The organism is Massilia paldalensis (assembly GCF_044901715.1).
Taxonomy (GTDB): domain Bacteria; phylum Pseudomonadota; class Gammaproteobacteria; order Burkholderiales; family Burkholderiaceae_D; genus Telluria; species Telluria paldalensis.
In genome coordinates this window covers 40,842-64,190 of record NZ_JBJCIU010000003.1, presented here as the reverse complement: position 1 = coordinate 64,190, position 23,349 = coordinate 40,842, and the positions used below count along the sequence as shown (strand labels likewise).

At 68.8% G+C, this 23,349-nt stretch carries 20 protein-coding genes and 1 pseudogene; 10 read left to right on the top strand and 11 right to left on the bottom strand.

All coding sequences use genetic code 11. The features are described from left to right. Window positions 1-70: 70 nt before the first annotated feature. The 4 genes from ACI1V7_RS15000 to ACI1V7_RS14985 all read left to right on the top strand — a co-directional run bounded on the left by ACI1V7_RS15000 (window position 71) and on the right by ACI1V7_RS14985 (window position 4,523). The gene (locus ACI1V7_RS15000; protein WP_404532592.1) at window positions 71-1,720 is read left to right on the top strand and encodes a methyl-accepting chemotaxis protein; all 1,650 of its coding nucleotides are present in this window, start codon (window positions 71-73) and stop codon (window positions 1,718-1,720) included. 127 nt (window positions 1,721-1,847) lie between these two features. Then, complete coding sequence (locus ACI1V7_RS14995) at window positions 1,848-2,579, top strand: DUF4254 domain-containing protein (RefSeq protein WP_404532591.1); 732 nt, start codon at window positions 1,848-1,850, stop codon at window positions 2,577-2,579. Then, window positions 2,576-3,418 carry a glycosyltransferase family 2 protein gene (locus tag ACI1V7_RS14990; RefSeq protein WP_404532590.1) on the top strand — a complete coding sequence of 281 codons (843 nt, stop codon included), beginning with the start codon at window positions 2,576-2,578 and terminating at the stop codon, window positions 3,416-3,418. Before ACI1V7_RS14995 ends, ACI1V7_RS14990 begins: the two co-directional genes overlap by 4 nt. Before the next feature lie 4 nt (window positions 3,419-3,422). Further along, window positions 3,423-4,523, top strand: coding sequence for a glycosyltransferase family 9 protein (locus ACI1V7_RS14985; protein ID WP_404532589.1), 1,101 nt, complete (start codon window positions 3,423-3,425; stop codon window positions 4,521-4,523). Window positions 4,524-4,535: 12 nt separating this feature from the next. Here the strand turns inward: ACI1V7_RS14985 and ACI1V7_RS14980 are convergent, their stop codons facing one another. Beyond that, window positions 4,536-5,588, bottom strand: coding sequence for a glycosyltransferase family 9 protein (locus tag ACI1V7_RS14980; protein ID WP_404532588.1), 1,053 nt, complete (start codon window positions 5,586-5,588; stop codon window positions 4,536-4,538). Between the two features lie 233 nt (window positions 5,589-5,821). Here ACI1V7_RS14980 and nudC point away from each other — a divergent pair, with 233 nt between their 5' ends. Continuing rightward, window positions 5,822-6,643: an NAD(+) diphosphatase gene (nudC, locus tag ACI1V7_RS14975; RefSeq protein WP_404532586.1), complete on the top strand. Its 822-nt coding sequence runs from the start codon at window positions 5,822-5,824 to the stop codon at window positions 6,641-6,643. Between the two features lie 31 nt (window positions 6,644-6,674). On the opposite strand, the gene ACI1V7_RS14970 is transcribed toward nudC, so the two are convergent. Then, window positions 6,675-7,556 carry a hypothetical protein gene (locus tag ACI1V7_RS14970; RefSeq protein ID WP_404532585.1) on the bottom strand — a complete coding sequence of 294 codons (882 nt, stop codon included), beginning with the start codon at window positions 7,554-7,556 and terminating at the stop codon, window positions 6,675-6,677. A gap of 143 nt (window positions 7,557-7,699) precedes the next feature. Between ACI1V7_RS14970 and folE the strand changes: the two genes are divergently transcribed. Both folE and ACI1V7_RS14960 read left to right on the top strand, forming a co-directional pair. Next, window positions 7,700-8,290, top strand: coding sequence for a GTP cyclohydrolase I FolE (gene folE / locus ACI1V7_RS14965; protein ID WP_404532584.1), 591 nt, complete (start codon window positions 7,700-7,702; stop codon window positions 8,288-8,290). A 181-nt stretch (window positions 8,291-8,471) separates the two neighbouring features. Then, window positions 8,472-8,747 (top strand): annotated as a pseudogene (locus ACI1V7_RS14960) (transposase); the annotation flags it as partial. Between the two features lie 50 nt (window positions 8,748-8,797). On the opposite strand, the gene ACI1V7_RS14955 reads toward ACI1V7_RS14960, so the two are convergent. Then, on the bottom strand, window positions 8,798-9,220 hold the full coding sequence (locus ACI1V7_RS14955; protein ID WP_404532583.1) for a hypothetical protein: 423 nt from the start codon (window positions 9,218-9,220) through the stop codon (window positions 8,798-8,800). A 193-nt stretch (window positions 9,221-9,413) separates the two neighbouring features. Between ACI1V7_RS14955 and ACI1V7_RS14950 the strand changes: the two genes are divergently transcribed. The 3 genes from ACI1V7_RS14950 to ACI1V7_RS14940 are packed head-to-tail and all read left to right on the top strand — an operon-like array spanning window position 9,414 to window position 13,243. After that, on the top strand, window positions 9,414-9,998 hold the full coding sequence (locus ACI1V7_RS14950) for a (2Fe-2S)-binding protein (protein WP_404532582.1): 585 nt from the start codon (window positions 9,414-9,416) through the stop codon (window positions 9,996-9,998). Window positions 9,999-10,007: 9 nt separating this feature from the next. Next, entirely contained in the window at window positions 10,008-11,027 is a 1,020-nt protein-coding gene (locus tag ACI1V7_RS14945; RefSeq protein ID WP_404532581.1) for an FAD binding domain-containing protein, read from the top strand. Then, on the top strand, window positions 11,024-13,243 hold the full coding sequence (locus ACI1V7_RS14940) for a xanthine dehydrogenase family protein molybdopterin-binding subunit (protein ID WP_404532580.1): 2,220 nt from the start codon (window positions 11,024-11,026) through the stop codon (window positions 13,241-13,243). The genes ACI1V7_RS14945 and ACI1V7_RS14940 overlap by 4 nt, the downstream gene beginning before the upstream one ends. 120 nt (window positions 13,244-13,363) lie before the next feature. On the opposite strand, the gene ACI1V7_RS14935 is transcribed toward ACI1V7_RS14940, so the two are convergent. The 8 genes from ACI1V7_RS14935 to ACI1V7_RS14900 form a co-directional block, all read right to left on the bottom strand. Then, the gene (locus ACI1V7_RS14935) at window positions 13,364-14,881 is read right to left on the bottom strand and encodes a TolC family protein (protein WP_404532579.1); all 1,518 of its coding nucleotides are present in this window, start codon (window positions 14,879-14,881) and stop codon (window positions 13,364-13,366) included. An 80-nt stretch (window positions 14,882-14,961) separates the two neighbouring features. Continuing rightward, the gene (locus tag ACI1V7_RS14930; RefSeq protein WP_404532578.1) at window positions 14,962-15,939 is read right to left on the bottom strand and encodes an efflux RND transporter periplasmic adaptor subunit; all 978 of its coding nucleotides are present in this window, start codon (window positions 15,937-15,939) and stop codon (window positions 14,962-14,964) included. Window position 15,940: 1 nt separating this feature from the next. Continuing rightward, window positions 15,941-16,147: a DUF1656 domain-containing protein gene (locus ACI1V7_RS14925; protein ID WP_314543511.1), complete on the bottom strand. Its 207-nt coding sequence runs from the start codon at window positions 16,145-16,147 to the stop codon at window positions 15,941-15,943. 14 nt (window positions 16,148-16,161) lie between these two features. Further along, the gene (locus ACI1V7_RS14920) at window positions 16,162-18,216 is read right to left on the bottom strand and encodes an FUSC family protein (RefSeq protein WP_404532577.1); all 2,055 of its coding nucleotides are present in this window, start codon (window positions 18,214-18,216) and stop codon (window positions 16,162-16,164) included. Continuing rightward, on the bottom strand, window positions 18,213-18,698 hold the full coding sequence (locus ACI1V7_RS14915; RefSeq protein ID WP_404532576.1) for a MarR family winged helix-turn-helix transcriptional regulator: 486 nt from the start codon (window positions 18,696-18,698) through the stop codon (window positions 18,213-18,215). Before ACI1V7_RS14915 ends, ACI1V7_RS14920 begins: the two co-directional genes overlap by 4 nt. 107 nt (window positions 18,699-18,805) lie before the next feature. Further along, complete coding sequence (locus ACI1V7_RS14910; RefSeq protein WP_404532575.1) at window positions 18,806-19,432, bottom strand: HAD hydrolase-like protein; 627 nt, start codon at window positions 19,430-19,432, stop codon at window positions 18,806-18,808. A gap of 229 nt (window positions 19,433-19,661) precedes the next feature. Further along, complete coding sequence (locus ACI1V7_RS14905) at window positions 19,662-20,828, bottom strand: glycerophosphodiester phosphodiesterase (protein WP_404532574.1); 1,167 nt, start codon at window positions 20,826-20,828, stop codon at window positions 19,662-19,664. Then, window positions 20,828-23,257, bottom strand: coding sequence for a TonB-dependent receptor (locus ACI1V7_RS14900; protein WP_404532573.1), 2,430 nt, complete (start codon window positions 23,255-23,257; stop codon window positions 20,828-20,830). Before ACI1V7_RS14900 ends, ACI1V7_RS14905 begins: the two co-directional genes overlap by 1 nt. Between the last annotated feature and the right edge of the window lie 92 nt (window positions 23,258-23,349).

The following is a 23,349-nucleotide window of genomic DNA, read 5'->3' as shown; positions in this document are numbered from 1 at the left end:
GACGGTTTTGAGTCCCGGCGTCTCGACCTCCGCTCCTCCTTCCACGCCGGTTTCCACAGATAGTCAACCGATGCGACACTTCAGTATCAAACACCTCATCACGTCCGTTGTTGCCCTGCTCATCGTCGTCACGCTGGCGGTCGGCGCGATGGGTTACCTGGCGACGCAACATGCCGTCACCACGCTCGAAGGCGCCGTCCTGCGCGACGCACGCCAGAAAGCCATGATCACCAACCTGATGCTGCGCATGGAAACGAACCGCAGCCAGGTGCTGCAAGCGCTGCAGCACAATCCGGCCACCGAATACGCGAGCCTGCACGACCATCCTATCGCCGTGCACTTCCAGGCGATCGCCGACAATACCCGCCTGCTGGAACACGCCCGCGACGAGTTCAGCGCCTCGCTGCAAACGCCGCAAGCCAAGGCGCTGGTCGCCACGTGGTACGAGCAGAGCGAGGGCCTCGGCATTGCCTACATCCAGGCGGCGACGAAAGCGATCGAAGCGGGCAACTGGAACGAGGCGGGCGTGATCCTGACGAAGAAAATCAACCCGACCTACAAGAAGAGCCAGCCGGCCTACGACGCGCTCCAGGACTTCCTGGGCAAGCGCAGCGAAGCCAATGCCGCCCGCACGCATGAGGAATTCCACAATCGCAATATCCTGATGGGCATCCTGATCGCCGCCGGCGCGCTGATCGGGATCGGCGCCGCCGTGTTCCTGATGCGCAGCATCATCCGTCCGCTGACGGAAGCGGTGGCCATCGCCCGCCGCGTCGCCGCGGGCGACCTGAGCGCAGACATCCAGCCGGGCTCGAACAACGAATTCGGCCAGCTGCTGGGCGCGCTGCGCGACATGAACGGCAGCCTGGCGGCCATCGTCGGCCAGGTACGCTCAGGCACCGAGGACATCGCGCGCGCATCGACCGAGCTCAGCGCAGGCAATATGGAATTGTCCTCGCGTACCGAAGAGCAGGCCAGCACGCTGGAACAGACGGCGTCCTCGGTCGAGGAACTGAGCGCCACCGTGCGCCAGAACGCCGAGAACGCGCAGGAGGCGAACAGGCTGGCCGCCACGGCATCGGATGTCGCGGCCAAGGGCGGCGCGGTGGTGGCCGACGTGGTGCGCACGATGGGTGCGATCAACGAATCTGCGGGCAAGATCGTCGACATCATTTCCGTCATCGACGGCATCGCCTTCCAGACCAATATCCTGGCCCTGAACGCGGCCGTGGAAGCGGCAAGGGCCGGCGAGCAGGGCCGCGGCTTCGCGGTGGTGGCGAGCGAGGTGCGCAACCTGGCCCAGCGTTCGTCCGCGGCGGCCAGGGAAATCAAGGCCCTGATCACGGACTCGGTCAGCAAGGTCGAGGACGGCAGCCGCCTGGTCGACCAGGCCGGCACCACGATGCAGGACGTGGTCGACAGCATCCACCGCGTGGCCGGCATCATGAACGAGATCACGGCGGCCAGCCAGGAGCAGCGCATCGGCATCGAGCAGATCCACGACGCCGTCAGCCAGATCGACCAGGTGACCCAGCAGAACGCAGCCATGGTCGAGGAGGCGGCCGGCGCCTCGCAATCGCTGCTGGACCGCGCCTCCGGCCTGGCGCAGTCGGTCAGCGTGTTCCGCCTGGAACGCGTCCAGGGCTTCGCGTCCGGCCACGTGCAGCATGCCGCACCGGCGCGCCACGCCGCGCGCCTGGAGGCGATCGACACGGTGTAAGCAGGCGCGGCGGCCCGCGTGCCGCACTGCCTTTGCGCTGTGCCAAGCGGACCTGCCGGGAGGCGAACTCCAGCAGGTATCGCGCGCTCCAAATGAAGTCATCGTCCGTTTCCGGATCGGAGTCTTCATGCAAAGCGATATCGACGCGGTATCCGTCGCCTGGTTCCACGACCGCCAGCTGCGCCAGCGCGACTGGCCGGTGCTGTCGCGCGCGTCCGTGCCGCCCGCGGGGGCGACGCCGTGCACCGCCTGGGCCTGGATCGACGCCAACCACCGCTACAACGGCCTGCTCTGGAACGAGGAGGACCGCGCCCGCCGGCTGGACGTGCCGCCGTCCGAGATCGCCGCCGGCAAGCGCCTGATCGACCGCTACAACCAGAAGCGCAACGACGCCGTCGAGCGCATCGACGAAGCCTTGCTGGCCGACCTGGCCGCGGGGCTGCCCGATGGCGCGCCGCGAGCGGGCGCGCGCCTGTCCAGCGAAACCGTCGGGGCCATGATCGACCGCCTGTCGATCCTGGCGCTCAAGATCCACCACATGCGCATCCACGCGCTGCGCCTGGACGCCGGCGAGGAGCACGTGCGCGCCTGCAGCGCCAAGCTCGAGCGCCTGCAGGCGCAGCGCCATGACCTGATGGCCTGCCTCGATACCCTGCTCGCCGAGGCGCGCAGCGGGCACGCCTATTTCAAGGTCTACCGCCAGTTCAAGATGTACAACGATCCTGCCCTCAATCCCTATCTCAACGGACAGGCGCACGCGCCACAGCCGGAGCACGAGAGGGAGCACGAAAGGGAGCCGGAACAGGAGCAGGAGCGGGAGCGGGAGCAGGAGCGAGCGCCGGGGAGGGCGGCGCCGTGAGCGCCGCGGCCGAGCTCGTCGACGCCTTGGTGCCGACCCGTAACCGGCCCGCGGCGCTGGCCGTCACGCTGGCCACCCTGGGCAGCCAGGACTGGCCGCAGCTGCGCATCGTCGTCGCCGACCAGTCCGACGACGATGCCTGCGCCCGGGGCGAAGTGCTTGCCGTGCTGCGCTGGCTGCGCGCCACGGGCCGCGTCGTTGACACCTTCCGGCGCCTGCCGGCGCGCGGCATGGCCGAGCAGCGCGCCTTCCTGCTGGACCAGGTGCGCACCCGCTATTGCCTGTTCGTCGACGACGACGTCATCCTGGACCCGGACCTCGTCACGCGGCTGCTCGCCGTCATCCGCGCGGAGCGTTGCGGCTTCGTCGGCAGCGCCCTGCACGGGCTTAGCTACCTCGGCCGCCAGCGCCCCGCCCAGGAAACGATCGCCTTCTGGAACGGCCCGGTCAGGCCGGAAACGGTGCGCCCCGGCACCGCGGCCTGGGAGCGCCACCACCTGCACAGCGCGGCGAACCTGTTCCACGTCCAGGCGCGGCTGGGCGCGAACCGTGCCAGCACGCGGCGCTACAAGGTCGCCTGGGTCGGCGGCTGCGTGCTGTTCGACACGGCCATGCTGCGCGCCGCCGGCGGGTTCGACTTCTGGCGCCAGCTGCCGCCCCGGCATTGCGGCGAAGACGTGCTGGCCCAGCAGCGCGTGATGGCGCGTTACGGCGGCTGCGCCATTTTTCCGTCCGGCGCCTACCACATGGAATTGCCGACCACGGTGCCGGAGCGGGCCGTCGATGCGCCCTACGTGCTGCCGCTGGCGCCGCCGGAGGATGCCGGCATGCCGGGATAGTGCCATGCAGGGGCGCGTGCAGGTGGCGCAGCGGAGCCATCCGCCATTGGACCGCGTGCACCGGATCGCCGTGCTGCGGCCGAACGCGGTAGGCGATTTCGTGTTCGCCCTGCCGGCCCTGCATGCATTGAAGCAGGCCTATCCCGCGGCGCGCCTGACCCTCGTCGGCAAGGCCTGGCACCGCGACTTCCTCGCAGGCAGGCCGGGACCGGTGGACGATGTTGCCGTGATGCCGCCCGTACCCGGAATCGGTGCGGCGCCCGAGGCCGGCGGCGATGCCGTCGATGCCATCGATGACTTTATCGCACGCATGCGGGAACGATCGTTCGACATCGCCCTGCAGATGTACGGCGGCGGACGCCATTCGAACGCCTTCCTGCAGCGCTTCGGGGCGCGCCTGAGCGTGGGCGCACGTGCCCGCGACGCCCCGCCGCTGGACCGCTGGCTGCCGTATCGCGAACCCGTCCCGCGCCGGCTGGCGCTGCTGGAAATCGCCGGACTGGCAGGCGCGCCGCCGTTGGTGCCGCCCTTGCCGGAACTAACGCTCGTCGACGCCGACCGCGCCGAGGCGGCCGCGGCCTTGCCGCCCGTTCCCGGCGAGCGCCTGGCCGTGCTGCAGCCGGGGGCCAGCGATCCGCGCCGGCGCTGGCCGGCCCACCGCTTCGCGGCGCTGGGCGACCGCTTGGCGCTGCAGGGCTTGCGGGTCGCCATCAACGGCGCGCCCGGGGAAGCGGCGCTGGTGGCCGAGGTGGCGGGGCGCATGCGCCATCCGGCCGTCGCGCTCGCCGGCCGCCTCGGCCTGGGCGGCTTGTGCGGCCTGCTGGCGCGCGCCCGCCTGCTGGTGTCGAATGACACGGGACCGCTGCACCTGGCGCTGGCGCTCGGCGTGCCCGGCGTCGGCATCTTCTGGCTGACGAACCTGGTCGAAGGCATGCCCTTGCGGCCGTCGCTGCTGCATGCCGCGTTGTCCTTGCGCACCCGCTGCCCCGTGTGCGGACAGGACAACGTGGCGCAGCGCTGCCCGCACGACGCCAGCTTCGTCGCCGACGTGGGCCTGGACGAGGTGGCGGCGCTGGCTGGCCGGGCGCTGGACGAGACGGGATAGGTTCCAGGCGCCTCACCAGTACGGCCACATGCCCACGCTGCGCTGGCGGCTGGGCGCCGTATCGGACAACAGCGCACGCGCATGCTGCAGCACGACCTTGGCCCGTTCCGCGCCCGGGTCCCAGATGCAGCGGTGGGCCATGCGGTCGAGCGGGGCCCAGCGCGCGATGTCCGCCTTGCTGAACACGACGACGCTCTTGAGCTTGAGGCCGGACGCGATGTGGGACACGCCCGTGTCATTGCACAGCAGCAGGCGGGCGTCGCGCAGCAGCACCGCCATGGCGCCGATGGAGATCGGGGCGGCCGCGTCGATGGGCGCGTGGTGCATGTGGGACGCCACCTCGGCGGTGAGGTCGCGCTCCGCGGCCGATCCGGTCAGCACGACCTGCAGGCCGAATTCGGCCGCCAGGCGGTCGCCGACTTCGGCGAAGCGGCTCGGCGGCCAGCATTTGTCGCGGGTACGCGCGCCCGGGTGGATGCACAGGTAGTCGCCCGGTGCGAGGCCCTGGCCGATGCCGTTGGCCTGCAGCTCTTCCTCGTCCTGGCGCGACAGGGGGAATTCGAGGTGGGTGCCGGCGGACGTGGCGCCGAGCTGCGTCATCAGGGATTGCAGGCGCTCCGGTTCGGCGCCGATCTCGGGGTAGGGAAACAGGGCGAGGCGGTCGCGGCTGACCGCCGGGCCGCGGCAGAAGCCCGCCATGGCCTCGGCGCCGAAGCCGCTGACGATGTCGTTGCTGATGTCGCCGTTGCCGTGCAGCTGGATCGCCAGCGCGAAGCGGCGCGCGCACAGCCGGTTGTAGAAGCGCGCCAGCGCGTCCTGCCGCACCGGCTGCTCGGGCAGCAAGGGATGGCCGGGGAAGGGGATGAATTCGTCGACATAGGTGGCGAAGCGGTCGGCGAACTGCTGCGCCCAGGGCAGGCCGACGAGCGCGATGTGGGCGCGCGGCAGGGCGGCGCGCAAGCTGCGCAGGGCCGGCACGGCGCACAGCATGTCACCCAGGTGCAGCGCCCGGAACACGACGACCGAGGCAGGGTCGAGGCGTTGCAACAGCGGTCGGCGCGACATGATTCCTCCTGTGACGATCGACTGCGGATACGGGGCTGGCACGGGACGGCTCGGATATCCTGCGTCCTCTTTACGCCTAGCACGAGCGGAGCGTCGGTCATCGTGGTCTCCCGTTGGGCTGCGGTCCAGTATTGGAGTGCGCTCTACCGCTTTAGTTCGGGATGGCGGCGGCCTGAACGGTCCGCGGAAAGGCGGTATGATCGACGATCGGTTTTTGCCACGGATTGATGCCCATGCTCCAGACGCCCGCCTCGTTCACGCCTCTGCTGGTCCCGCAGGAAAGCGCCGACCCGCTCTCCTTCCTTTTCCATGCCGGCCGCCTGCTGGTGCGCGACGCCGACCTCGCGCTGCCGGACCCGGAGGTCGTGCGCAGCCTGCGGCTCGATCCGCAGCGCCTGCAGCCGGTCGGCCTGCTCGGCGGGCGCTACGCCCGGGCCGGCTGGCTCGACGACGAGGCGCAGGCCCCCGCCGGCTACGGCTGGCGCGGCCTGCGCTCGCTGTTCGGCGAATTGGACGAGGCCCTCGTCGCCGTGGCCGGACGCGCCTTCCAGATCGCCGAATGGGCGCGCACCCACCGCTTCTGCGGCGTGTGCGGCAGCGGCACGGCGCTGGCGGCGGGCGAGCGCAGCTTCAAGTGCACCAACTGCGGCCACACGGCGTATCCGCGCATTTCCCCGGCGATGATGGTGCTGGTGCGCAAGGGCGATTCCTTCCTGCTGGCCCAGCATGCGCAGTACACGGTCAAGCGCTTCGTGCCGCTGGCCGGCTTCGTGGAGGCGGGAGAATCGATCGAGGAAACGGTGCACCGCGAAGTGTTCGAGGAAGTGGGCTTGCGCGTGCACAACCTGCGCTACTTCGGCAGCCAGTCCTGGCCCTTCCCCCATTCGCTGATGATCGCCTTCACGGCCGATTACCTGGAGGGCGAGATCCGCACCGACCCCAACGAAATCGTCGAGGCGCGCTGGTTCGGTCCGGACGACGAATGGCCGGAGCGGGTGCCGCAGATGTCGATCTCGAGCATGCTGGTCGACGCCCACCGTCCGCCCGGCCGCTGATCCGCGCCGCCGCGCGGCGACGGGGTGCGCGTCAGCGCGGCGTGGTGGTGGCCGAGGCGGCGATCTTGCCTTCCACGCGCAACGCCAGCGGCAGGTCGTCCGGCCTGGCGCCGGTGCCGCGCATGCGCACCACGCGCTGCATCAGGTCGAACCAGAACGGCGCGCCGAACATGGCGGTCGACGCGCTGATCAGCCAGCCGGCCGCCTGCAGGGCGAAGTCCAGCCCGAGCGTGGGCGGAAAGCTGGTCCAGCCGATCGGCAGGGCCATCATGGCATCCAGGGCGGCGGCATTCAATTCGTCGGGAATGTCGCCCAGATGGGCGGCCAGCGTCGGCTGCTGCCACAGCGTGCGAAACAGGTGGATGCTGTCGATGTTGAACAGGATCGCCACCAGCAGCGCCAGCAGCAGCGAGATCAGGAGCTGCGAGCGTTTGTAGGCGCCGGACATGCGCGCCATCGCATTGTCGAACCAGCCGGCCAGCATGTCCTGGAACTGCTGCAGGTCGCGCGCGCGGCCGTACAGGCCCAGCATCGCCTTGCGCACCTGCGGGTCGGGGATGGCGTCGATCGCGCCGCCGAGCTGGACGAAGTCGCCGGGCGCCTGCCACAGGCTGTCGACCAGGGCGATGGCGAAATGGGCGGGCTCGATGTACGAGGGCTTGGCGGGCAGCGCGCGTTCGTCGCGCAGGCTGCCGTCCGCGTGCGGATTGACGAGCGGATGCGCGTACACGGCACGCGCCAGGCCGTCGAAGCCGGGGTCGTTGAGCATCGTCTTGATGCCCGCCAGCAGGGTGTTGGCGCGCAGGCGGAAGGCCGCCGCCAGCGCTTCCTGCAGGGTGGTGACGATCAGGCCGAGCGTGCCGTAGCAAAACATCAGGCCGATCGCGACTTCCACGACAGTGCTGCCCATCATATTGTTCTCCCGGATTGACGGATATCGACCATGCTGGCGCGTCCTGCCAACGCACGTGTCCGGTTTGCGCAAACAGTGCGCGCTCGCGCGTGATTTGGTGTGTTTTCTATATACTTCGGGCAATCGACACTCCCGGGTTGATCATGTCCAGCCACGACCACAAGCACGACCGCGACTCCGCCCCCTTCACCGAGCGCGACTGGCGCCGCCTGCTCACCAGCATCGGCGAGGACCCCGACCGGCCCGGCCTGCACGAGACGCCGGCGCGGGTCGCCAAGGCCTGGAAGCACTGGACGTCCGGCTACGACCAGGACCCTGTCGAGATCCTCAAGGCCTTCGAGGACGGCGCCGAGGAATACAACGAACTGATCGTGGTGCGCGGCATTCCCGTGTACAGCCACTGCGAGCACCACCTTGCCCCGTTCTTCGGCAAGGCCACGGTCGGCTACCTGCCGAACGGCAAGATCGTCGGCCTGTCCAAGCTGACCCGCCTGGTCGACGTGTTTTCGAAGCGTCTGCAGGTGCAGGAACGCCTGACGGTGCAGATCGCCAATACCCTGATGGAAGTGCTGGAGCCGAAGGCCGTCGGCGTGGTCATCAAGTGCCGCCACATGTGCATGGAAAGCCGCGGCATCCGTACGCCCGGCGAGGAAACGATCACGTCGGCCCTGCTGGGGGAACTGCAGCCGAACCTGGCATTGCGTACCGAATTCCTGTCCCTCGCCAGGGACTGATGCCTGGCTGGCGCGCGCACACCATGGCGCACCGCAGTGGCGCGCCATGATGGCCGACACGCTGCTATCGTGTATTGACGGAGATCCGGTAGTCAGCCGTCGAGCGGAAGCATGCCCATCAATAGTTGTCCGGGAACCTGTTCCGAATCGTGCGTCTCCAAGTCACTTTGAGGCGAATACCATGGCCAGGCCAGAATTCCCAAGCGACGTACCGCGAGAACAGTTCGAGAGCGTGCGCGGCATGCTGGAAGCGGCGCGGCGCAAGACCCGGCCGCGCAAGCACGACCTGTACGACGTGTTCTGCGCCGTGCTGTACTTCCTGCAGACCGGCAACGCGTGGCGCAGCATGCCGCCCGAATTTCCGCCATGGCGCACCGTGCACGAGTATTTCACGCAGTGGACCATGCTGCGCGAAGGCGACCGCACCCTGCTCGAGCAGGCGCTCGAGAAGCTGGGACGGACGGCCGAGATCGCACGGTTGCGCCAGCTGACGGGGCAGCGCTAGTCCTACTGGGTGGCGATCGCCGAGCCTTCGGCGGGCTCGAACACGAGACGTTTCTTGTCGTCCATGTGAAACACGCCGATCGGTTGCGCCTGCACGTCCGCCGACGGCTCCGGCAGCTGGGAGCAACTGCGCGTCTCGATCTGCCACATCTCGTCGCCCGAGCGCAGCAGGAAGGATTCCTCGCCGGTGGAAAACAATTCGATATTCAGGTCGTCCAGCGCGGCCTTGCCGAAGTCGAACTGGCGCTGGCAATCGGGAAGCCGCGCCGCGATCAGGCGGACGCTCGCCTGTTTGCTCCAGAAAAAGTTCTGCGAGACAGCCACGGTGAGGGCATGATCGCTGCCGTCGATGACGTAGCTGGCCGAGTCGTTGACGCAGCCGGCCAGCAACAACAGCGGGGTCAGCAGAAGTAAGGGGGCACGCATGGGCATTCCTGTAGACGATGCTCGTGTGCATCACCCTGCGAGTATAGAACCCCTCTGCCCGTCGCTGCAACGCCGCATGCCACGATTCGCGCCAAGTCGTTGATTTCTTGAAGGAATTACATTCTGTCGCGCTCCGCCATTTCGCGAATTCGATGATCATGTCCGGATTGCCCCCCGCGACGGAGATGATGGAATGCCAGACGACGAACACAGCCTGCTCGAACGGCGCGCCGATGCCGCGCCCCATGTGCCCCCGCAGCCGTTGGTGTTGCGAATCAATGGCACGGAACATAACCTGACGATCGAGCCGCGCGTCACGCTGCTCGACGCGCTGCGCGAAGTGCTGCACCTGACGGGCACCAAGAAGGGCTGCGACCGCGGCCAGTGCGGCGCCTGCACGGTGCTGGTCGACGGCCAGCGCATCAATGCCTGCCTCACGCTGGCCGTCATGCACGACGGCCGCGAGATCACCACGGTGGAAGGGCTGGCCCAGGACGGCGCGCCGCATCCGATGCAGCAGGCCTTCATGGATTGCGACGGCTTCCAGTGCGGCTACTGCACGCCAGGCCAGGTGTGTTCGGCCGTGGCGCTGCTGGACGAAGTGAAGGCGCGCCAGGCCAGCATGCTGACCGACGGCGACGAGCTCGCGCCCGGCGCCCTGTCGGAAGACGAGATCCGCGAGCGCATGAGCGGCAACCTGTGCCGCTGCGGCGCCTATCCCAACATCGTCAAGGCCATCCGCAGCGTGGTGTTGCGCGATGCGATTCGCCAGGCATAAGGAGCCACCATGCAATCGCTATCCTACGACCGCGCGCGCGACGTCGACCATGCGATCGAGCTGGCGCGCCAGCCCGGCGCCAAGTTCATCGGCGGGGGCACGAACCTGCTGGACCTGTACAAGAGCGGCATCGAACGGCCATTGCGCCTGGTCGACGTCAGCCGCCTGGCCCTGTCGGCCATCGAGGAGCTGCCGGACGGCGGCCTCTCCATCGGCGCCATGGCCAGCAACACGGCGGCCGCCAACCACCCGCTGGTGCGGCAACGCTACCGGCTGCTGTCCGAAGCGCTGCTCAACGGCGCCTCGACCCAGCTGCGCAACATGGCCACCGTCGGCGGCAACCTGCTGCAGCGCACGCGCTGCTACTACTTCACCGACCCCGCCTTCAAGCACTGCAACAAGCGCGAACCCGGCTCGGGCTGCGACGCCCTCGACGGCCACCAGCGCATCCACGCGATCCTGGGCGCGAGCGAGCACTGCATCGCCACCAACCCGTCCGACATGAGCGTGGCGCTGGCGGCGCTCGATGCCGTCGTCCACCTGCAGGGGCCGGACGGCGCGCGCCAGGTCTCCATCCACGACTTCCACCGCCTGCCGGAAGACCGTCCCCAGGACGATACCGTGATCCAGCCGGGCGAACTGATCGTGGCGGTGCAACTGCCGCCGTCGCCGTTCTCACGGCATGCCCACTACCTGAAGGTGCGCGACCGCGCCAGCTATGCGTTCGCGCTGGTGTCGGTGGCGGCCGCCGTCGACCTGGACGGCGACACGGTGCGCGACGCGCGCATCGTGCTGGGCGGCGTGGCCCATAAACCCTGGCGCGCCGTGGAGGCCGAGAACCTGTTGCGCGGCCAGGCGCTGGACGCGCTCGACGATGCGGCGCTGGCGCGCATCGGCGAAGCGGCCGTCGCCGGCGCGCGGCCGTATCCGCACAACGCATTCAAGGTGACGCTGGCGCCGCGCGCGGTGGCGCGTGCCTTGGTTATTGCAACCGGAATCGCAACCGGCATGACGGGAGGTAAGGCATGACGACGATCGGCACCCCCATCAACCGCGTCGACGCCTGGGCCAAGGTCAGCGGCACCGCCCGCTATGCTGCCGAGCATCCCGTCGAGGGCCTGGTACACGCCGTGCTGGTCACGAGCACGATTCCCGCCGGCCGTGTGCTGCGCATCGACGACGGCGCCGCGCGCGAGGTGCCCGGCGTGCTGCTCGTGATGACGCCGCAGAACGCCCCGCGCCTGCCGCAGGAGACCAAGGACGGCAAGATCCAGCCGCCCATCGGCCGGCGCCTGACGCTGCTGCAGGAAGACGAGGTCTATTACAACAACCAGCCGATCGCCGTCGTCGTGGCCGACACCTACGAACGGGCGCGCGAGGCCGGCGCCCGCTTGAAGATCGAGTACGAGGGCAGGCCCGCCGTGCTGGATTTCGAGCAGGCGAAGCAGTCGACCTATCCGCCGGAAAAAGTGCTGACGGAGGAGCCGGACACGCAACGCGGCGACGTCGACACGGGCATGCAGGCGGCCGGCACGCGCCTGGACGCCACCTACACGACGCCCATCGAAAACCACAATCCGCTCGAGACCCACGCGACGATCGCCCAGTGGGACGGCGACCGCCTCACGCTGCACGATTCGACGCAGTACATGAAGGGCGTGCAGCGCATCGTCTCCAGCATCTTCGGCATCCCGCCGGACAACGTCACGGCGATCTGCCCCTACGTGGGTGGCGGCTTCGGCTCCAAGGGTTCCGTGTGGTCGCACGTGGTGCTGGCGGCGATGGCGGCGAAGCAGGTCGGCCGCCCCGTCAAGCTGTCGCTGGACCGCAACCAGATGTTCGGCCCCGTGGGCCAGCGCCCCGTCACCGACCAGCGCATGCAGCTGGGTGCCATGGACGACGGGCGCCTGATGGCATCGCGCCACGACACCGTCGCCTACACGTCGGTGCTGGAAAACTGGATCGAGCCCTGCGGCCTCATGACGCGCATGATGTACGAAAGCCCGAACCAGGCGACCACGCACCGCCTGGCGCGCATGAACCTGGGCACGCCGACCTTCATGCGCGCGCCGGGCGAGGCATCCGGTTCGTTCGCGCTGGAGTCGGCGATGGACGAGCTGGCGGCCGAACTGCACATGGACCCGCTCGACCTGCGCCTGAAGAACTACACGGAGCGCGATCCCGGCAAGGAACTGCCGTGGTCCAGCAAGTCGCTGCGCCAGTGCTACGAGATCGGCGCCGAGCGCTTCGGCTGGCGCGACCGCGATCCGCAGCCGCGCTCGATGCGGCGCGACGGCAAGCTGGTGGGATGGGGCATGGCGACGGCCACCTACCCGACCAACCGCTCGCCGGCCGAGTGCTCGGCCACGCTGCACCCCGACGGCAGCGCGCTGTTCCGCTCCGGCACCCAGGACCTGGGCACGGGCACCTATACCGTGATGACCCAGGTCGCGGCCGATGCGCTGGGCATGCCGGTCGAGCGCGTGCGCTTCGAGCTGGGCAACTCGCAGATGCCGGAAGCGCCCGTGTCCGGCGGCTCGACGACGGTGGCCAGCGTGGCGCCGGCCGTGCAGGCCGCGGGCCACGCGCTGCGCCTGAAGCTGATCGGCATCGCGGCGGCGGACGGGGCCTCGCCCCTGTTCGGCGCCACGCCCGACCGGGTCGGCGTCGACGGCGGGCCCGATGGCGCCGAGCTGTACCTGCTGGACGACACGTCGCGGCGCGAGCGCATGGCCGACATCGTGGCGCGCCACGGCGCCCCGGTCGAAGTCACGGCCAAGGCGGAGCCGGGCGACGAAAAGCAGAAGTACTCGATGCATGCGTTCGGCGCCGTCTTCGTCGAGGTGGAAGTGGACGAGGACCTGGGCGAGATCCGCGTGCCGCGCGTGGTCGGCGCCTACGGGGTCGGCAAGCTGATGAACGAAAAGACGGGTTACAGCCAGCTGATGGGCGGCATCGTCTGGGGCATCAGCCTGGCGCTGTTCGAGGAAACGCTGATCGACGGCCGCGCCGGCCGCGCAGTGAACGGCAACCTGGCCGAGTACCACGTGCCGACCAATGCGGACGTGCGTGACATCGACGTGCAGATCGTCGACGAGGACGACCCGCACGTGAACCCGCTGGGCGCCAAGGGGATCGGCGAGATCGGCATTACCGGGGTGGGCGCGGCGATCGCGAATGCCGTGTTCCACGCGACCGGGAAGCGGGTGAGGGACTTGCCGATCACGCTCGACAAGGTGTTGTGAGGGAGTGATAACACGTCGTTCCCGCGAAGGCGGGAACCCAATTTTGCGTGCACGGCTTCGATAAGATGTCGTGACCAGCAACGGAATTGGGTCCCCGCCTGCGCGGGGACGACGTCATGCTTATTTCTCGTGGCCAGCCTGCGCCACGTGTTCTTCCTTCGCTTCGTGCTTGCCCTCATGCCCCTCGCCATGCGCCTGGTGCGTATTCTCCCACCCGCCGCCCAGCGCCAGGAACAGCTGCACCTGGTCCATCGCCAGCTGCGCGTCCGATGCCGCCAGCATGCTTTCCGAGGTGGCCAGCGTGCGGTCCGCGTCCAGCGCCGCCAGGAAGTCGGCACGGCCGAACTGGTACAGCTTGGCGGTCTGGCGCGCGGCCAGGGCGCTCTGGTCGCGCGCGGCACGCAGCGCGGCGTTGCGGTCCAGTTCACGGGCGTAGACGGTCAGCGCGCTTTCCGTCTCGCGCAGCGCGTTCAGCACCACCGAGTCGAAGCGCGCCAGGGCGCCGGCCGTGTTGGCCTTGGCCTGGGCGATGTGCGAGCGCGCCGAGCTGGTCGACGGCAGGCTCCACGAGATCAGCGGGCCCAGGCTGAACTTCCAGGTATTGGCATCACCGAAGTCCTTCATGAAGCCCACGCCGCCGAACGAGGCGCCGAGGCTGATGTTCGGGTACAGCTCGGCGGTGGCCACGCCGATGCGCGCGGTGGCGCCGGCCAGCAGGCGTTCGGCCTGGCGCACGTCGGGACGGCGGCGCAGCAGGGCGGCGCCGTCGCCGACCGGCACGGCGCTGGCCACGCGCGGCGGCGTCGCGCACTGCGCCACTTCGGCCGGGAACTGGCTCGGCACCTCGCCGGTCAGCACGGCCAGGCGGTACAGGGCCGTGCGGCGGCGTGCTTCCAGCGGCGGCAGGTTGGCGCGCAGCTGGTCGAGCTGGGCCTGGGCGCGGCTGTTGTCGATGGCGATGCCGCGGCCGCGCTGCACCCGCTCGGCGGTCAGCTTGACGAAGCGCTGCTGCAGGTCCACCGACTCCTGCGCCACCTTCAGCTGGTAGCCGGCCGCGCAGGCATCGGCATAGGCGCGCGTGGTGTCGGCGGCGACCATCACGTGGGCCAGGTCGGCCGCCGCCTGGGCGGCTTCCTGGTCCGCTTCGGCCGCCTCGACGGCGCGGCGGATGCGGCCCCACATGTCGGCCTGGTACGAGATCTTGATGTCGCCGTCGTACAGGCCGCCGCGCGGGATCTGCTCGGGCACGCCGATCGAGGCGCCGGCGATGCGGCCATAGATGGGCGCGACGCCCATCTCGACTTCGGGGCGTTTCTTTTCCTCGACTTCCTCGAGCACGCCGTGCGCGCGCTCCAGGTTGGCGGCGGCCACGCGCAGGTCGGCGTTGGCCGCGAAGGCCTTGGCGACCAGCTTGTCGAGCAGCGGGTCCTCGTACAGGTGCCACCAGTCGGCCGGCAGCGGTTCGGACGAATACGATTTCTCGGCCGCGCCCATGAACGGCGCCTTGGCGGCGTCGCGCTGGACGACGGCTTCCTTCGGCACGTGGTAGTCGGGGCCGACCGTGGTGCAGGCCGCCACCGCCGCGGCGAGGGCGGTGAGCGTCAGGACTTTCTGGGCGGTGGAGCGGATGCGGTTCATGATGGTTGCTCGGTGTGGTCGCGTGGCGCCCGTTCGGGCGCATGGTGGGCACATGGTGCCCACCCTACGACGTGTCGTTATCAATGCGTGGTAGCGGTGGCGGCGCTGGCGACGGCGGCCGGCTTGGCAGCGGCCGGCACCGCGGGAGCAGGCGCAGGCGCAGGAGCGGCCGCGGGCGCGGTGGCCGGACCGGCCAGCACCTTGACGGTCGCGGTCTGGCCGGCGACGAGGCGCACGTTGGCCGGCACCGGGTCGAGGGCGATGCGCACCGGGATGCGCTGGGCCAGGCGCACCCAGTTGAAGGTCGGGTTCACGTTCGGCAGCATGTTGGCGCCCGTGCTGCGGTCGCGGTCCGTGATGCCCTCGGCGAAGCTCTCGACGTGGCCCTTGATCGGCTGGCGGCTGCCCATCAGCGTGATGTCGACGCGGTCGCCGAGCTGGATGCCGGGCAGCTTGGTCTCTTCGAAGTAGCCCTCGACGTAGAACGAGCCGCTGTCGACCACGGCCATCACCGGACGCGCGGCGGTGGCGTAGGCGCCTTCGCGCAGGTCGAGGTTCGTCACGGTGCCGCTGACGGCGGAGACGACGCGGGTGCGCGCCAGGTTCAGCTTCGCCGTGTCGCGGTTGACGATGGCCTGGGCCAGCGCGGCGCGCGCCTGGTCGCTGCGGGTCTGGCCCTGCTCCCGGGTTTCCTGCGATACCAGGTCGTCCAGCTGGGTATTGCGCTTGTTCTCGCGCAGCGACTGGGCCAGCGCGGCCTCGGCCGCCGTCACCTGCGCCTCGCTCTGGCGCAGCGCCAGCTCGAAGCGGGCGCGGTCGATGTCGAACAGCGGTGCGCCCGCTTCGACGCGCTGGTTGTCGTGCACGTAGACCTTGGTCACCTGGCCGGTGACGTCCGGCGCCACCTGCACCACGTAGGCCTTGACGCGGCCGTCGCGGGTCCAGGGTTCGACCTCGTAGTGGCGCCACAGCTGCCAACCCGCATAGACCGCGCCGGCGCTCACCAGCAGCGTGATACCCACCCGGCCGATCGCCGGAAGAAAATTTTTCGTAGCCATGTCAGGACCAGTTGCGTGTGAAATAGGTCAGCGCGCCGAGCACGATGACGAACAATGAAAAATCGAACAGGGCCGGGTGCCAGACCAGCCGGTAGAAACCGGTTCTGGCCAGGACCAGGTTGAACAGGCGCGATACCACCAGCGCCGCCAGCGTGAGCAGCAGGAGCGGAGGAAGGTAGAGGCCATAGATGCTGACTTCGCCGATCATCGGATCTCCTTGGGTCAGATTGCGGACATGGCGGCCGGCTGGTACGGTGCCGCCTTGGGGAACAGGTCGCGGCGCATGCCCGTGAGGGCCGCGAGCGCCTCGCGCTGGAATGCGTCGCGGGTGCCGTCGCAGATCGCGCGCAGCGCATTGTCGAGCGCGTCAAGGAGGCGCGTCTCGCCCTCCTCGTCGACGGACGGCATGTGCGCGAAGTGGCGCGACAGCTGCGCCATCAGCGGACCGAGGGCCGCTTCGCCGCGTCCCAGCTGGGCGCGCACGTTCTGCAGCAGCGTCATGTTCAGGCCGATGCGCAGGTCGCGCAGCGCGTCGCGCGCCTGCAGGTCCTGCAGCGATTCGGGATTGGCGCGCGCCGCCTGCGCCAGGCGCGGCGCCAGCTGGCCGACGCGGTCGATCATGCGCGCCGAGAATTCCGGCATCGTGGTCTTTTCGCCGCCGCCCAGGCGCGCCAGCTCGTTCCAGCCGGCCTTCAGCAGGCGGCGTGCGGTCCAGGCGGCGCCCACGCTGCGCACCACGCGCGTGGTGACGGCGGCCATGGTCAGGCCGAACACCTGCGACAGCATGCTGTTGGTGAAGGTGACCATGTCGGCGTTGTGGGTGTCGATCATGGCCAGCGTGCCGCAGATGCCGAACAGGAAAGGCATGGCGCGGCCGAACGTGGCCGGCCGCGCCAGCAGCACGCCCAGCACCAGGAACATCGGCGCGCACACCAGCACCAGCATCTCGAAGCCGTGGATCGCGGGCAGCAGCACCAGCAGGTACACGGCCGACGCCGGGATCGAATAGATGGTCCAGGCCAGGAAGCTCTTGATGAACGGGACCGGGTCGTCCTGGGTCGAGAAGAAGCAGCACAGCACCGCGCACATCATCGGCGCGGTGGCGCCGCCCGGCCAGCCGGTCAGGATCCAGAAGGCGCAGCAGATCAGCACCGCGACGATGGCCGCGAACGCCGACAGCGCGGCCATGCCGTAATCCAGGTGCAGCGCGCTGACGGGAATGCCGGCCTGGTGGCGCACTTCGCGCGGCAGGCGGCCGTGCACGCCGGCGTCGATGCGCTGGCGCAGCGTGCGGGTCTCGACCAGCAGGTCGACCAGCCGGCGCAGGCGCGCCGCCAGGTTCAGTTCGACCAGGCCGCTCCAGCTCAGGGCGCGCGAGACGGGCGGGGCCAGCTCGTCGATGCGGGCGTGCAGGCGCGCGCCGTCGGCGCCGATGTCGTGGCTTTTCGGGGTGTCGGTCAGGGCGACGACGTCCTTGAGCAGCGCATCCCAGTGTGCCGACACGGCGTGGGCGCCCATGTCGCGCAGGGCCGCCAGGCGGTCCTCGATGCCCGAGACCACCGGCACGAACTGCGCCAGGCGCGCCTGCAGCGCATTGACGGCGTTGCCGGTCCAGCGCAGGTGCGAGGTGTCGAACGGCAGGTGGGTGCTCATCAGGCGCAGCTCGGTGATGTCGCCGGCCAGCTTGCGGCGGTCGGCGGGGCTGCGTTCGTCGCCGGCCGGGTTCAGGGCGTCGTGGATCCAGTGCTGGGCGTCGCGCACCGCGCCGTCCAGGCGCGCCAGCAGCACGGGTGCGAACGGCTGCGGCAGCACCAGGCTGTGCACCAGGGTCGCGCAGGTGATGCCCAGCACGATCTCCTCGACGCGGGCGAGGGCGATGTCGAAGATCGCGCCCGGCTCGTTCACGGCCGGGAAGGCGATCAGGCCGGCCGTGTACCCGGCCAGCATCAGCAGGTAGGAGCGCGGCGTGCGGTCCAGCAGCGACACGAACAGGCAGCCGCCGATCCACAGCGCCAGCGCCAGCGACAGCAGCTCGGGCGAATTGGACAGCTGGGGCACGATGAAGGTGACGGCGATGCCGCCCAGGATCGTGCCGCAGGCGCGGTACAGGCCCTTGGAACGGGTCGGACCGGCAAACGGGGCGGACACGATGTAGGCGGTCATCATCGCCCAGAAAGGTCGCGGCAGGCCGATGCGCATCGATATGTATACCGAGAGCATCGCTGCCGCGAATGACTTCACGGAGAACAGCATCTCCGAGCGCGACACGAGCTTCATGCCGGCTTGCTGTCGTTCGCCTGGGCCTGCGCCTGCTCCTGGAGGGCGGCGATGGCGGCCGGCAGGCCGGTCAGCACGCGCACGCAGCCTTCGACGTCGGCCGGATCGAAGGCGCCGAACAGCGTGCGGCGGAACGGGGTCAGCGCCTGGTCCATCAGGGCGGCCGTCTTGAGGCCCTCGTCCGTCAGGCGCAGGATCTTGGCACGACGGTCCTGCGGGTCGTCATGGCGCTCGACCAGCTTCGATTCGATCAGCTGGTCGACGATGCGCACCAGCGAGGATGCCTCCAGGCTCAGCGTGTCGGCCAGCACACCGGGGCGCACGCCGCTCTCGCCGAAACGGCTGATCACCAGCACGGGCAGGCCGGTCGCCTGCGACAGGCCGAAGTCGGAGGCCACCTTGTCGGCGGCGGCACGGTAGGCGCGGGCGCTGTTGGATAGCGCGGCCGTCAGGCTGCTGAGGGTCTGGTCGGTGAGAGGCATGGGAACTTTGCTATGTAAATATTTGCTTGGGCACTGTTTATATGCGAAAGTTTAGCATGCGAAGTATTTGTCTTCAATCCAGCCTGGGTAGGCAAATGTAAAAGTTGTTACAGGGAAATCCGGGCCAGGTCGGCCGGCGTGGCGAATTCGGTGGCGCAGGGGTGCCCGCGCAGCGCCTCGATGGCGGCGTAGCCCCAGTGCACGGCGCCGAAGCCGACACCGGCCTTGTCGGCGGCATCGGCATCCGTGCCCTGGTCGCCGACATAGATGGCGTCCGTGGCGGCGATGCCACAGTCCTTCAGCACGGCGCGGATGCGGCTGGCCTTGCCGAAGACCGACATGCCGCATTCGAAGCGCTCGACCAGTCCCGCCAGCTCGGGGCCCAGCACCGTGCGCACGTTGTGCTCGGAATTGGACGAGACCACGGCCAGGCGCACGCCGCTGCCGTGCAGGTGGCGCAGCGCGTCGGCGATGCCGTCGAACAGGGGAATGCCGTCGGCGCCGTCCTTCATCATCGCGATGAAGCTCCTGGACGCGAGCGGCAGCTTCCAGGCCGGCATGCCGACGTGATCCATCATCTCGCGCGTGCCGAGGTGGCGCAGGTGGGCGGAGTTGGCGATGTCGATGCGCTTGAAACCGTGGCGGTCGGCGATCGTGTTGAAGACGCTGAGGAAGAAGGGAAAGGAGTCGGCCAGCGTGCCGTCGAAGTCGAAGATGGCGAGGCGGTAGGTCATGCGGCAATTTCCGTCGGCGAAGAGGAGAGCGTACATGAGTAGCGTACATGAGGAACGTACATCAGCAGCGAACACAAGCAGCGAACATAAGCACGTCGTCCCTGCGAAGGCAGGGACCCAATTTGCGAGCGCAGTCGAAACGCTTGCAGAACTTGGGTCCCTGCCTTCGCAGGGAGTCGTTTTCGGCAATGCCGGGAACGACGTTTTTTTTTTGCCTATTGTAGTCCGCTCAGCCGTCGATCGCCTTGCGCGCCAGCGCCGTGTCGTCCGAGAACAGGCCGTCGATGCCGGTCTCGAGATAGCGGCGGATCTCGGCGACCGAGCCCGCGTCGTTGCGCGCGTTCGGGCCGGCGTCGTTGCGGAAGTCGGCCGCCAGGAAGGCGTTCTCGGGACGGAAGGTCCAGACGACCACCGACAGGCCGGCCTTGTGCGCATCCGCCACCAGCGAGGTGGGGGCCAGCAGGCGCTCGTCCTTGCCGACCGGGATGACGGCGCGCGTGATCGGCGCCACCACGTCGGCGTACTGCGCCATGTCGCGCAGGCCGCGCGCGGACACCATCTCGCCGTAGGTGAGCGAGCCGCCCGCGATGGCCACGTCGGCCGGGCGCAGCTTGTCGTACTGGCCGCCCGCCACCACCAGCTGGGCCAGGCGGACGTTGGTGCCGTCGGCCTTGCCGATCGACTTGCGCAATGCCTTCAGGTTGGCCGTCTCGAACGACTGCACGGTGACGGGGGCGCGCCGCGTGTACTCGTGCGCCTTCAGCGTCGCCACGAAGCGTTCCTCGAGGGGCAGGCCGGCGCTTGCGAACCATGTGGAGTGCTTCAGTTCCGGGATGATGCCGATGGTGCGTCCGCGCGCGGCCGCCTCGGCGGCGACGAAGTCGATGACTTCCTCGAAGGTCACCAGCTGGAACTGGCCGTCGTAGCCGGTGCCGCGCAGCTTCGGCAGGCGCTCGACGGCGCGCAGCGTCTTCAGTTCGGCCAGCGTGAAGTCGGACACGAACCAGCCCTCGTGCGCCTCGCCGTCGATGACCTTGCGGTTCTTGCGCGAGGCGAATTCGGGACGCTTGGCGACGTCCGTGGTGTCCGTGATCGCGTTCTCGTGGCGCGCCAGCAGGATGCCGTCGCGCGTAGCGACGAGGTCCGGTTCGACGAAGTCGGCGCCGTCCTCGATCGCCTTGGCGTAGGACGCCAGCGTGTGCTCGGGGCGCACGGCGCTGGCGCCGCGGTGGGCGTACAGCGTGGCTTTCGCCGTCGGGTCCAGGCGGGATGCCTGGACCCGAGCCTGGGCCTGGGCCAGGCCCGGCAGCGCGGCCAGCGCAGCGCCGGCGGCGGCGCCCTGCAGCAAGCGCCGGCGCAGTGGGTCGATGCGCGCCGGCAGGATGATCGTTTGCATCAGATGTCCGCTTTCAAGGTCAGGAAGCCCATGCGCGGCGGGATCGGGTAGGTGGCATAGCTGCCGCTCGGCTGGCCCACGACCGGCTGCAGTACGCCCTCGCGGTCCAGCAGGTTCGTCACGCCGATCGACCAGCGCAGGTTCTTCACGAAGGTATTCCCGACGGGGAGTTTACCGGAAACGTTCAGACCCATCAGGAAGTAGCTCGAGACTTCCAGGTCGTTGGTGTAGGTGGCGTAGCGCTTGCCGACGTAGTCGCCGGTCAGCTGCACCTCGAGGTCGGCGCCCGGCTTGAGGGTGGCGACGAACTTGTTCATCCATTCCGGCGAGTTGGGGACGGACTTGTCCGCGGTGCGGATCACGGTGGTGCCGGACAGGTAGTTGTCCTGGTACTTCGAGCGGTTGTACGAGATCGCGTCGTAGAACGAGAACAGGCGGCCGAAGTGGAAGGTGCCGGCCAGGTCGACGCCATCGGTCTTGACGTCGCCCACGTTCGACAGAATCGTGGTGCCGCCGGCGAACGAGGTGATGATCGGGTTCGAGCTGACGGCCAGCTGGCGGTCGTGGAAGTCGACGTGGTAGACGGAGACCTGGCCGTCGAAGGCGGTCAGCGGACCGAGGTCCAGCTTGCGCGAATCGCGCAGGCCCAGCTCGTAGGTCAGCGAGGTTTCCGGCTTCGCCGTCGCCTTGAAGTAGTCGAAGGCGGCCTGCGAGGACAGGCTCCATGGCGAATTGCCGCCGCCGCCGTAGGTGACGAACTGGCGCATGTTCTTCTGCACGTTGGCGAACAGCTGGTCGGTCGGGGTGACGTCCCAGCGCGCGCCGATCTGCGGCAGGAACCATTTTTTCGTGTCGATCTTCCCTTCCGGCAGGCCCTTGGAACCATTGCCGATCGAGGCCGCCAGCTGGTTGACGGGGAACAGGCCTTCGGCGAACTGCAGGCTAGACTTGAAGCCGCCCTGCACGGTGAAGTCAGGACGCAGCTTCCACTCGTCCTGCAGCGAGAACTGCACGACCTTGTTGTCGATGTCGCTGCCGTACTGGGTAATGATCGGATTCGACGGGCGTTCGTACGGGCTGCTCGGGTTGTTCACGTCCAGCGCGTACCAGCGGCGGTAGGCGCCCGAGTTGTTGTGCTCGAACCAGAGGCTGGCCTGGACGCGGTGCGCGCCCAGGTCCCAGCGCAGGTTCGACAGCCAGCCCTGGCGGTTGATCTTGTACTCGGTGGTGCGGGTCGCGTAGCCCGAATTGCCGAACACGGTCTTGAGGTCCTGGTTCGGCAGATAGACCTTGAACAGCGCCGGCAGGCCGGCCTGGTTGATCGGGCCGGCGACGACGCCGACGCCGTCGTTGTGGTGGAAGTAGTACTGGTTCGACCAGGTGAGGTTGTCGGTCAGCCAGGCCTCGTACTTCACGTAGGCCAGCTTGTCCGTGCGCTGGGCGTCGCTGTAGTAGTTGCGGAAGTTGGCGCCCACGGAAGCCGGCGGCGCGCCGTTCTTGTCCAGGTAGGCCAGGGCGGCGGCGAAGTCCGGGTACAGGAAGGGACGGGTGTAGGGCGAGGCGAGGCCGGCCTGGTGCAGCGTCGAGTCCTCGTTCGGCTCGGTCTTGTCGGACCAGTCGACGAACACGGTCAGCTTGCCGCTGTCGCTTTCGTGCACGAACTTGCCGTTGAACTGGTCGTTGCTCTGGCGGCCGTCGAAGTCCCAGGCCTTGGCTTCGTGGTGCAGGCCGGAGATGTAGAAGCTGTTGCCGCCGGCCAGCTTGCCCGAGTCGTAGCGCACGAAGGTGCGCGACGTGTTGTGGCTGCCGACGGTCTGCTGGACGTTGATGTTGGCGTTGAGGGATGGGTCGCTCGAATAGGTCTCGATGGTGCCGCCCAGGTTGCTGGTGGACGCGGTGGCGAGGTCGCCGGCGCCCGTGGCCAGCACGACGCTGCGGACGTTCTCGCTGCTGACGGCGCGCTGCGGCGCCAGGCCGTTGTAGTTGCCGTACTGCTGGTCGCCCAGCGGCACGCCGTCCATCGTGTAGCCGAGCTGCTGGCCGTTAAAGCCGTGCACGAACAGCGACAGGTTCTGCTCGTTGTTGCCCCACGGGTCGGCGGTCTGGAAGCTCACGCCCGGCAGCGCCTGCAGCGCCTTGAGCGGGTTCACGCCCGGCAGCACCTTCTGGATCTCGGCGCCGGACAGGGCGACCGAGGAACGCGTCTTGCGGGTCGAGATCTCGACGGTGGCGATGCTGCCGGCCGGCGTGGTGTCCTGGATCGCCGCGGGGGCGGCTGCAGCCGCTGCATCGGCCGCCGGGGCGGTGGCGACGGCGGCGGCATTGTCCGCGGCATGGGCCAGCGAAGCGCACAGCGCCGCGGCGGCGATGGCGATCAGGGACGGACGCAGGGAAAAGCGGGGCGTGACAACGGTCTTGTTCTGGTTCATCGGGAAGCTGAAGGGGGCGGTTGAAAGTGGACCGCAGATTAGCTTTCCTAAATGACCATGTTGTTACTTCAGTATGAACGTTTGATGACAGT

What these genes read in the sequence shown, in the direction of transcription:
- ACI1V7_RS15000 (WP_404532592.1), top strand. Translation starts at nt 71, where the DNA reads ATGCGACACTTCAGTATCAAACACCTCATCACGTCCGTTGTTGCCCTG.
- ACI1V7_RS14995 (WP_404532591.1), top strand. Translation starts at nt 1,848, where the DNA reads ATGCAAAGCGATATCGACGCGGTATCCGTCGCCTGGTTCCACGACCGC.
- ACI1V7_RS14985 (WP_404532589.1), top strand. Translation starts at nt 3,423, where the DNA reads ATGCAGGGGCGCGTGCAGGTGGCGCAGCGGAGCCATCCGCCATTGGAC.
- ACI1V7_RS14980 (WP_404532588.1), bottom strand. Translation starts at nt 5,588, where the DNA reads ATGTCGCGCCGACCGCTGTTGCAACGCCTCGACCCTGCCTCGGTCGTC.
- nudC (WP_404532586.1), top strand. Translation starts at nt 5,822, where the DNA reads ATGCTCCAGACGCCCGCCTCGTTCACGCCTCTGCTGGTCCCGCAGGAA.
- ACI1V7_RS14970 (WP_404532585.1), bottom strand. Translation starts at nt 7,556, where the DNA reads ATGATGGGCAGCACTGTCGTGGAAGTCGCGATCGGCCTGATGTTTTGC.
- folE (WP_404532584.1), top strand. Translation starts at nt 7,700, where the DNA reads ATGTCCAGCCACGACCACAAGCACGACCGCGACTCCGCCCCCTTCACC.
- ACI1V7_RS14955 (WP_404532583.1), bottom strand. Translation starts at nt 9,220, where the DNA reads ATGCGTGCCCCCTTACTTCTGCTGACCCCGCTGTTGTTGCTGGCCGGC.
- ACI1V7_RS14950 (WP_404532582.1), top strand. Translation starts at nt 9,414, where the DNA reads ATGCCAGACGACGAACACAGCCTGCTCGAACGGCGCGCCGATGCCGCG.
- ACI1V7_RS14945 (WP_404532581.1), top strand. Translation starts at nt 10,008, where the DNA reads ATGCAATCGCTATCCTACGACCGCGCGCGCGACGTCGACCATGCGATC.
- ACI1V7_RS14940 (WP_404532580.1), top strand. Translation starts at nt 11,024, where the DNA reads ATGACGACGATCGGCACCCCCATCAACCGCGTCGACGCCTGGGCCAAG.
- ACI1V7_RS14935 (WP_404532579.1), bottom strand. Translation starts at nt 14,881, where the DNA reads ATGAACCGCATCCGCTCCACCGCCCAGAAAGTCCTGACGCTCACCGCC.
- ACI1V7_RS14930 (WP_404532578.1), bottom strand. Translation starts at nt 15,939, where the DNA reads ATGGCTACGAAAAATTTTCTTCCGGCGATCGGCCGGGTGGGTATCACG.
- ACI1V7_RS14925 (WP_314543511.1), bottom strand. Translation starts at nt 16,147, where the DNA reads ATGATCGGCGAAGTCAGCATCTATGGCCTCTACCTTCCTCCGCTCCTG.
- ACI1V7_RS14920 (WP_404532577.1), bottom strand. Translation starts at nt 18,216, where the DNA reads ATGAAGCTCGTGTCGCGCTCGGAGATGCTGTTCTCCGTGAAGTCATTC.
- ACI1V7_RS14915 (WP_404532576.1), bottom strand. Translation starts at nt 18,698, where the DNA reads ATGCCTCTCACCGACCAGACCCTCAGCAGCCTGACGGCCGCGCTATCC.
- ACI1V7_RS14910 (WP_404532575.1), bottom strand. Translation starts at nt 19,432, where the DNA reads ATGACCTACCGCCTCGCCATCTTCGACTTCGACGGCACGCTGGCCGAC.
- ACI1V7_RS14905 (WP_404532574.1), bottom strand. Translation starts at nt 20,828, where the DNA reads ATGCAAACGATCATCCTGCCGGCGCGCATCGACCCACTGCGCCGGCGC.
- ACI1V7_RS14900 (WP_404532573.1), bottom strand. Translation starts at nt 23,257, where the DNA reads ATGAACCAGAACAAGACCGTTGTCACGCCCCGCTTTTCCCTGCGTCCG.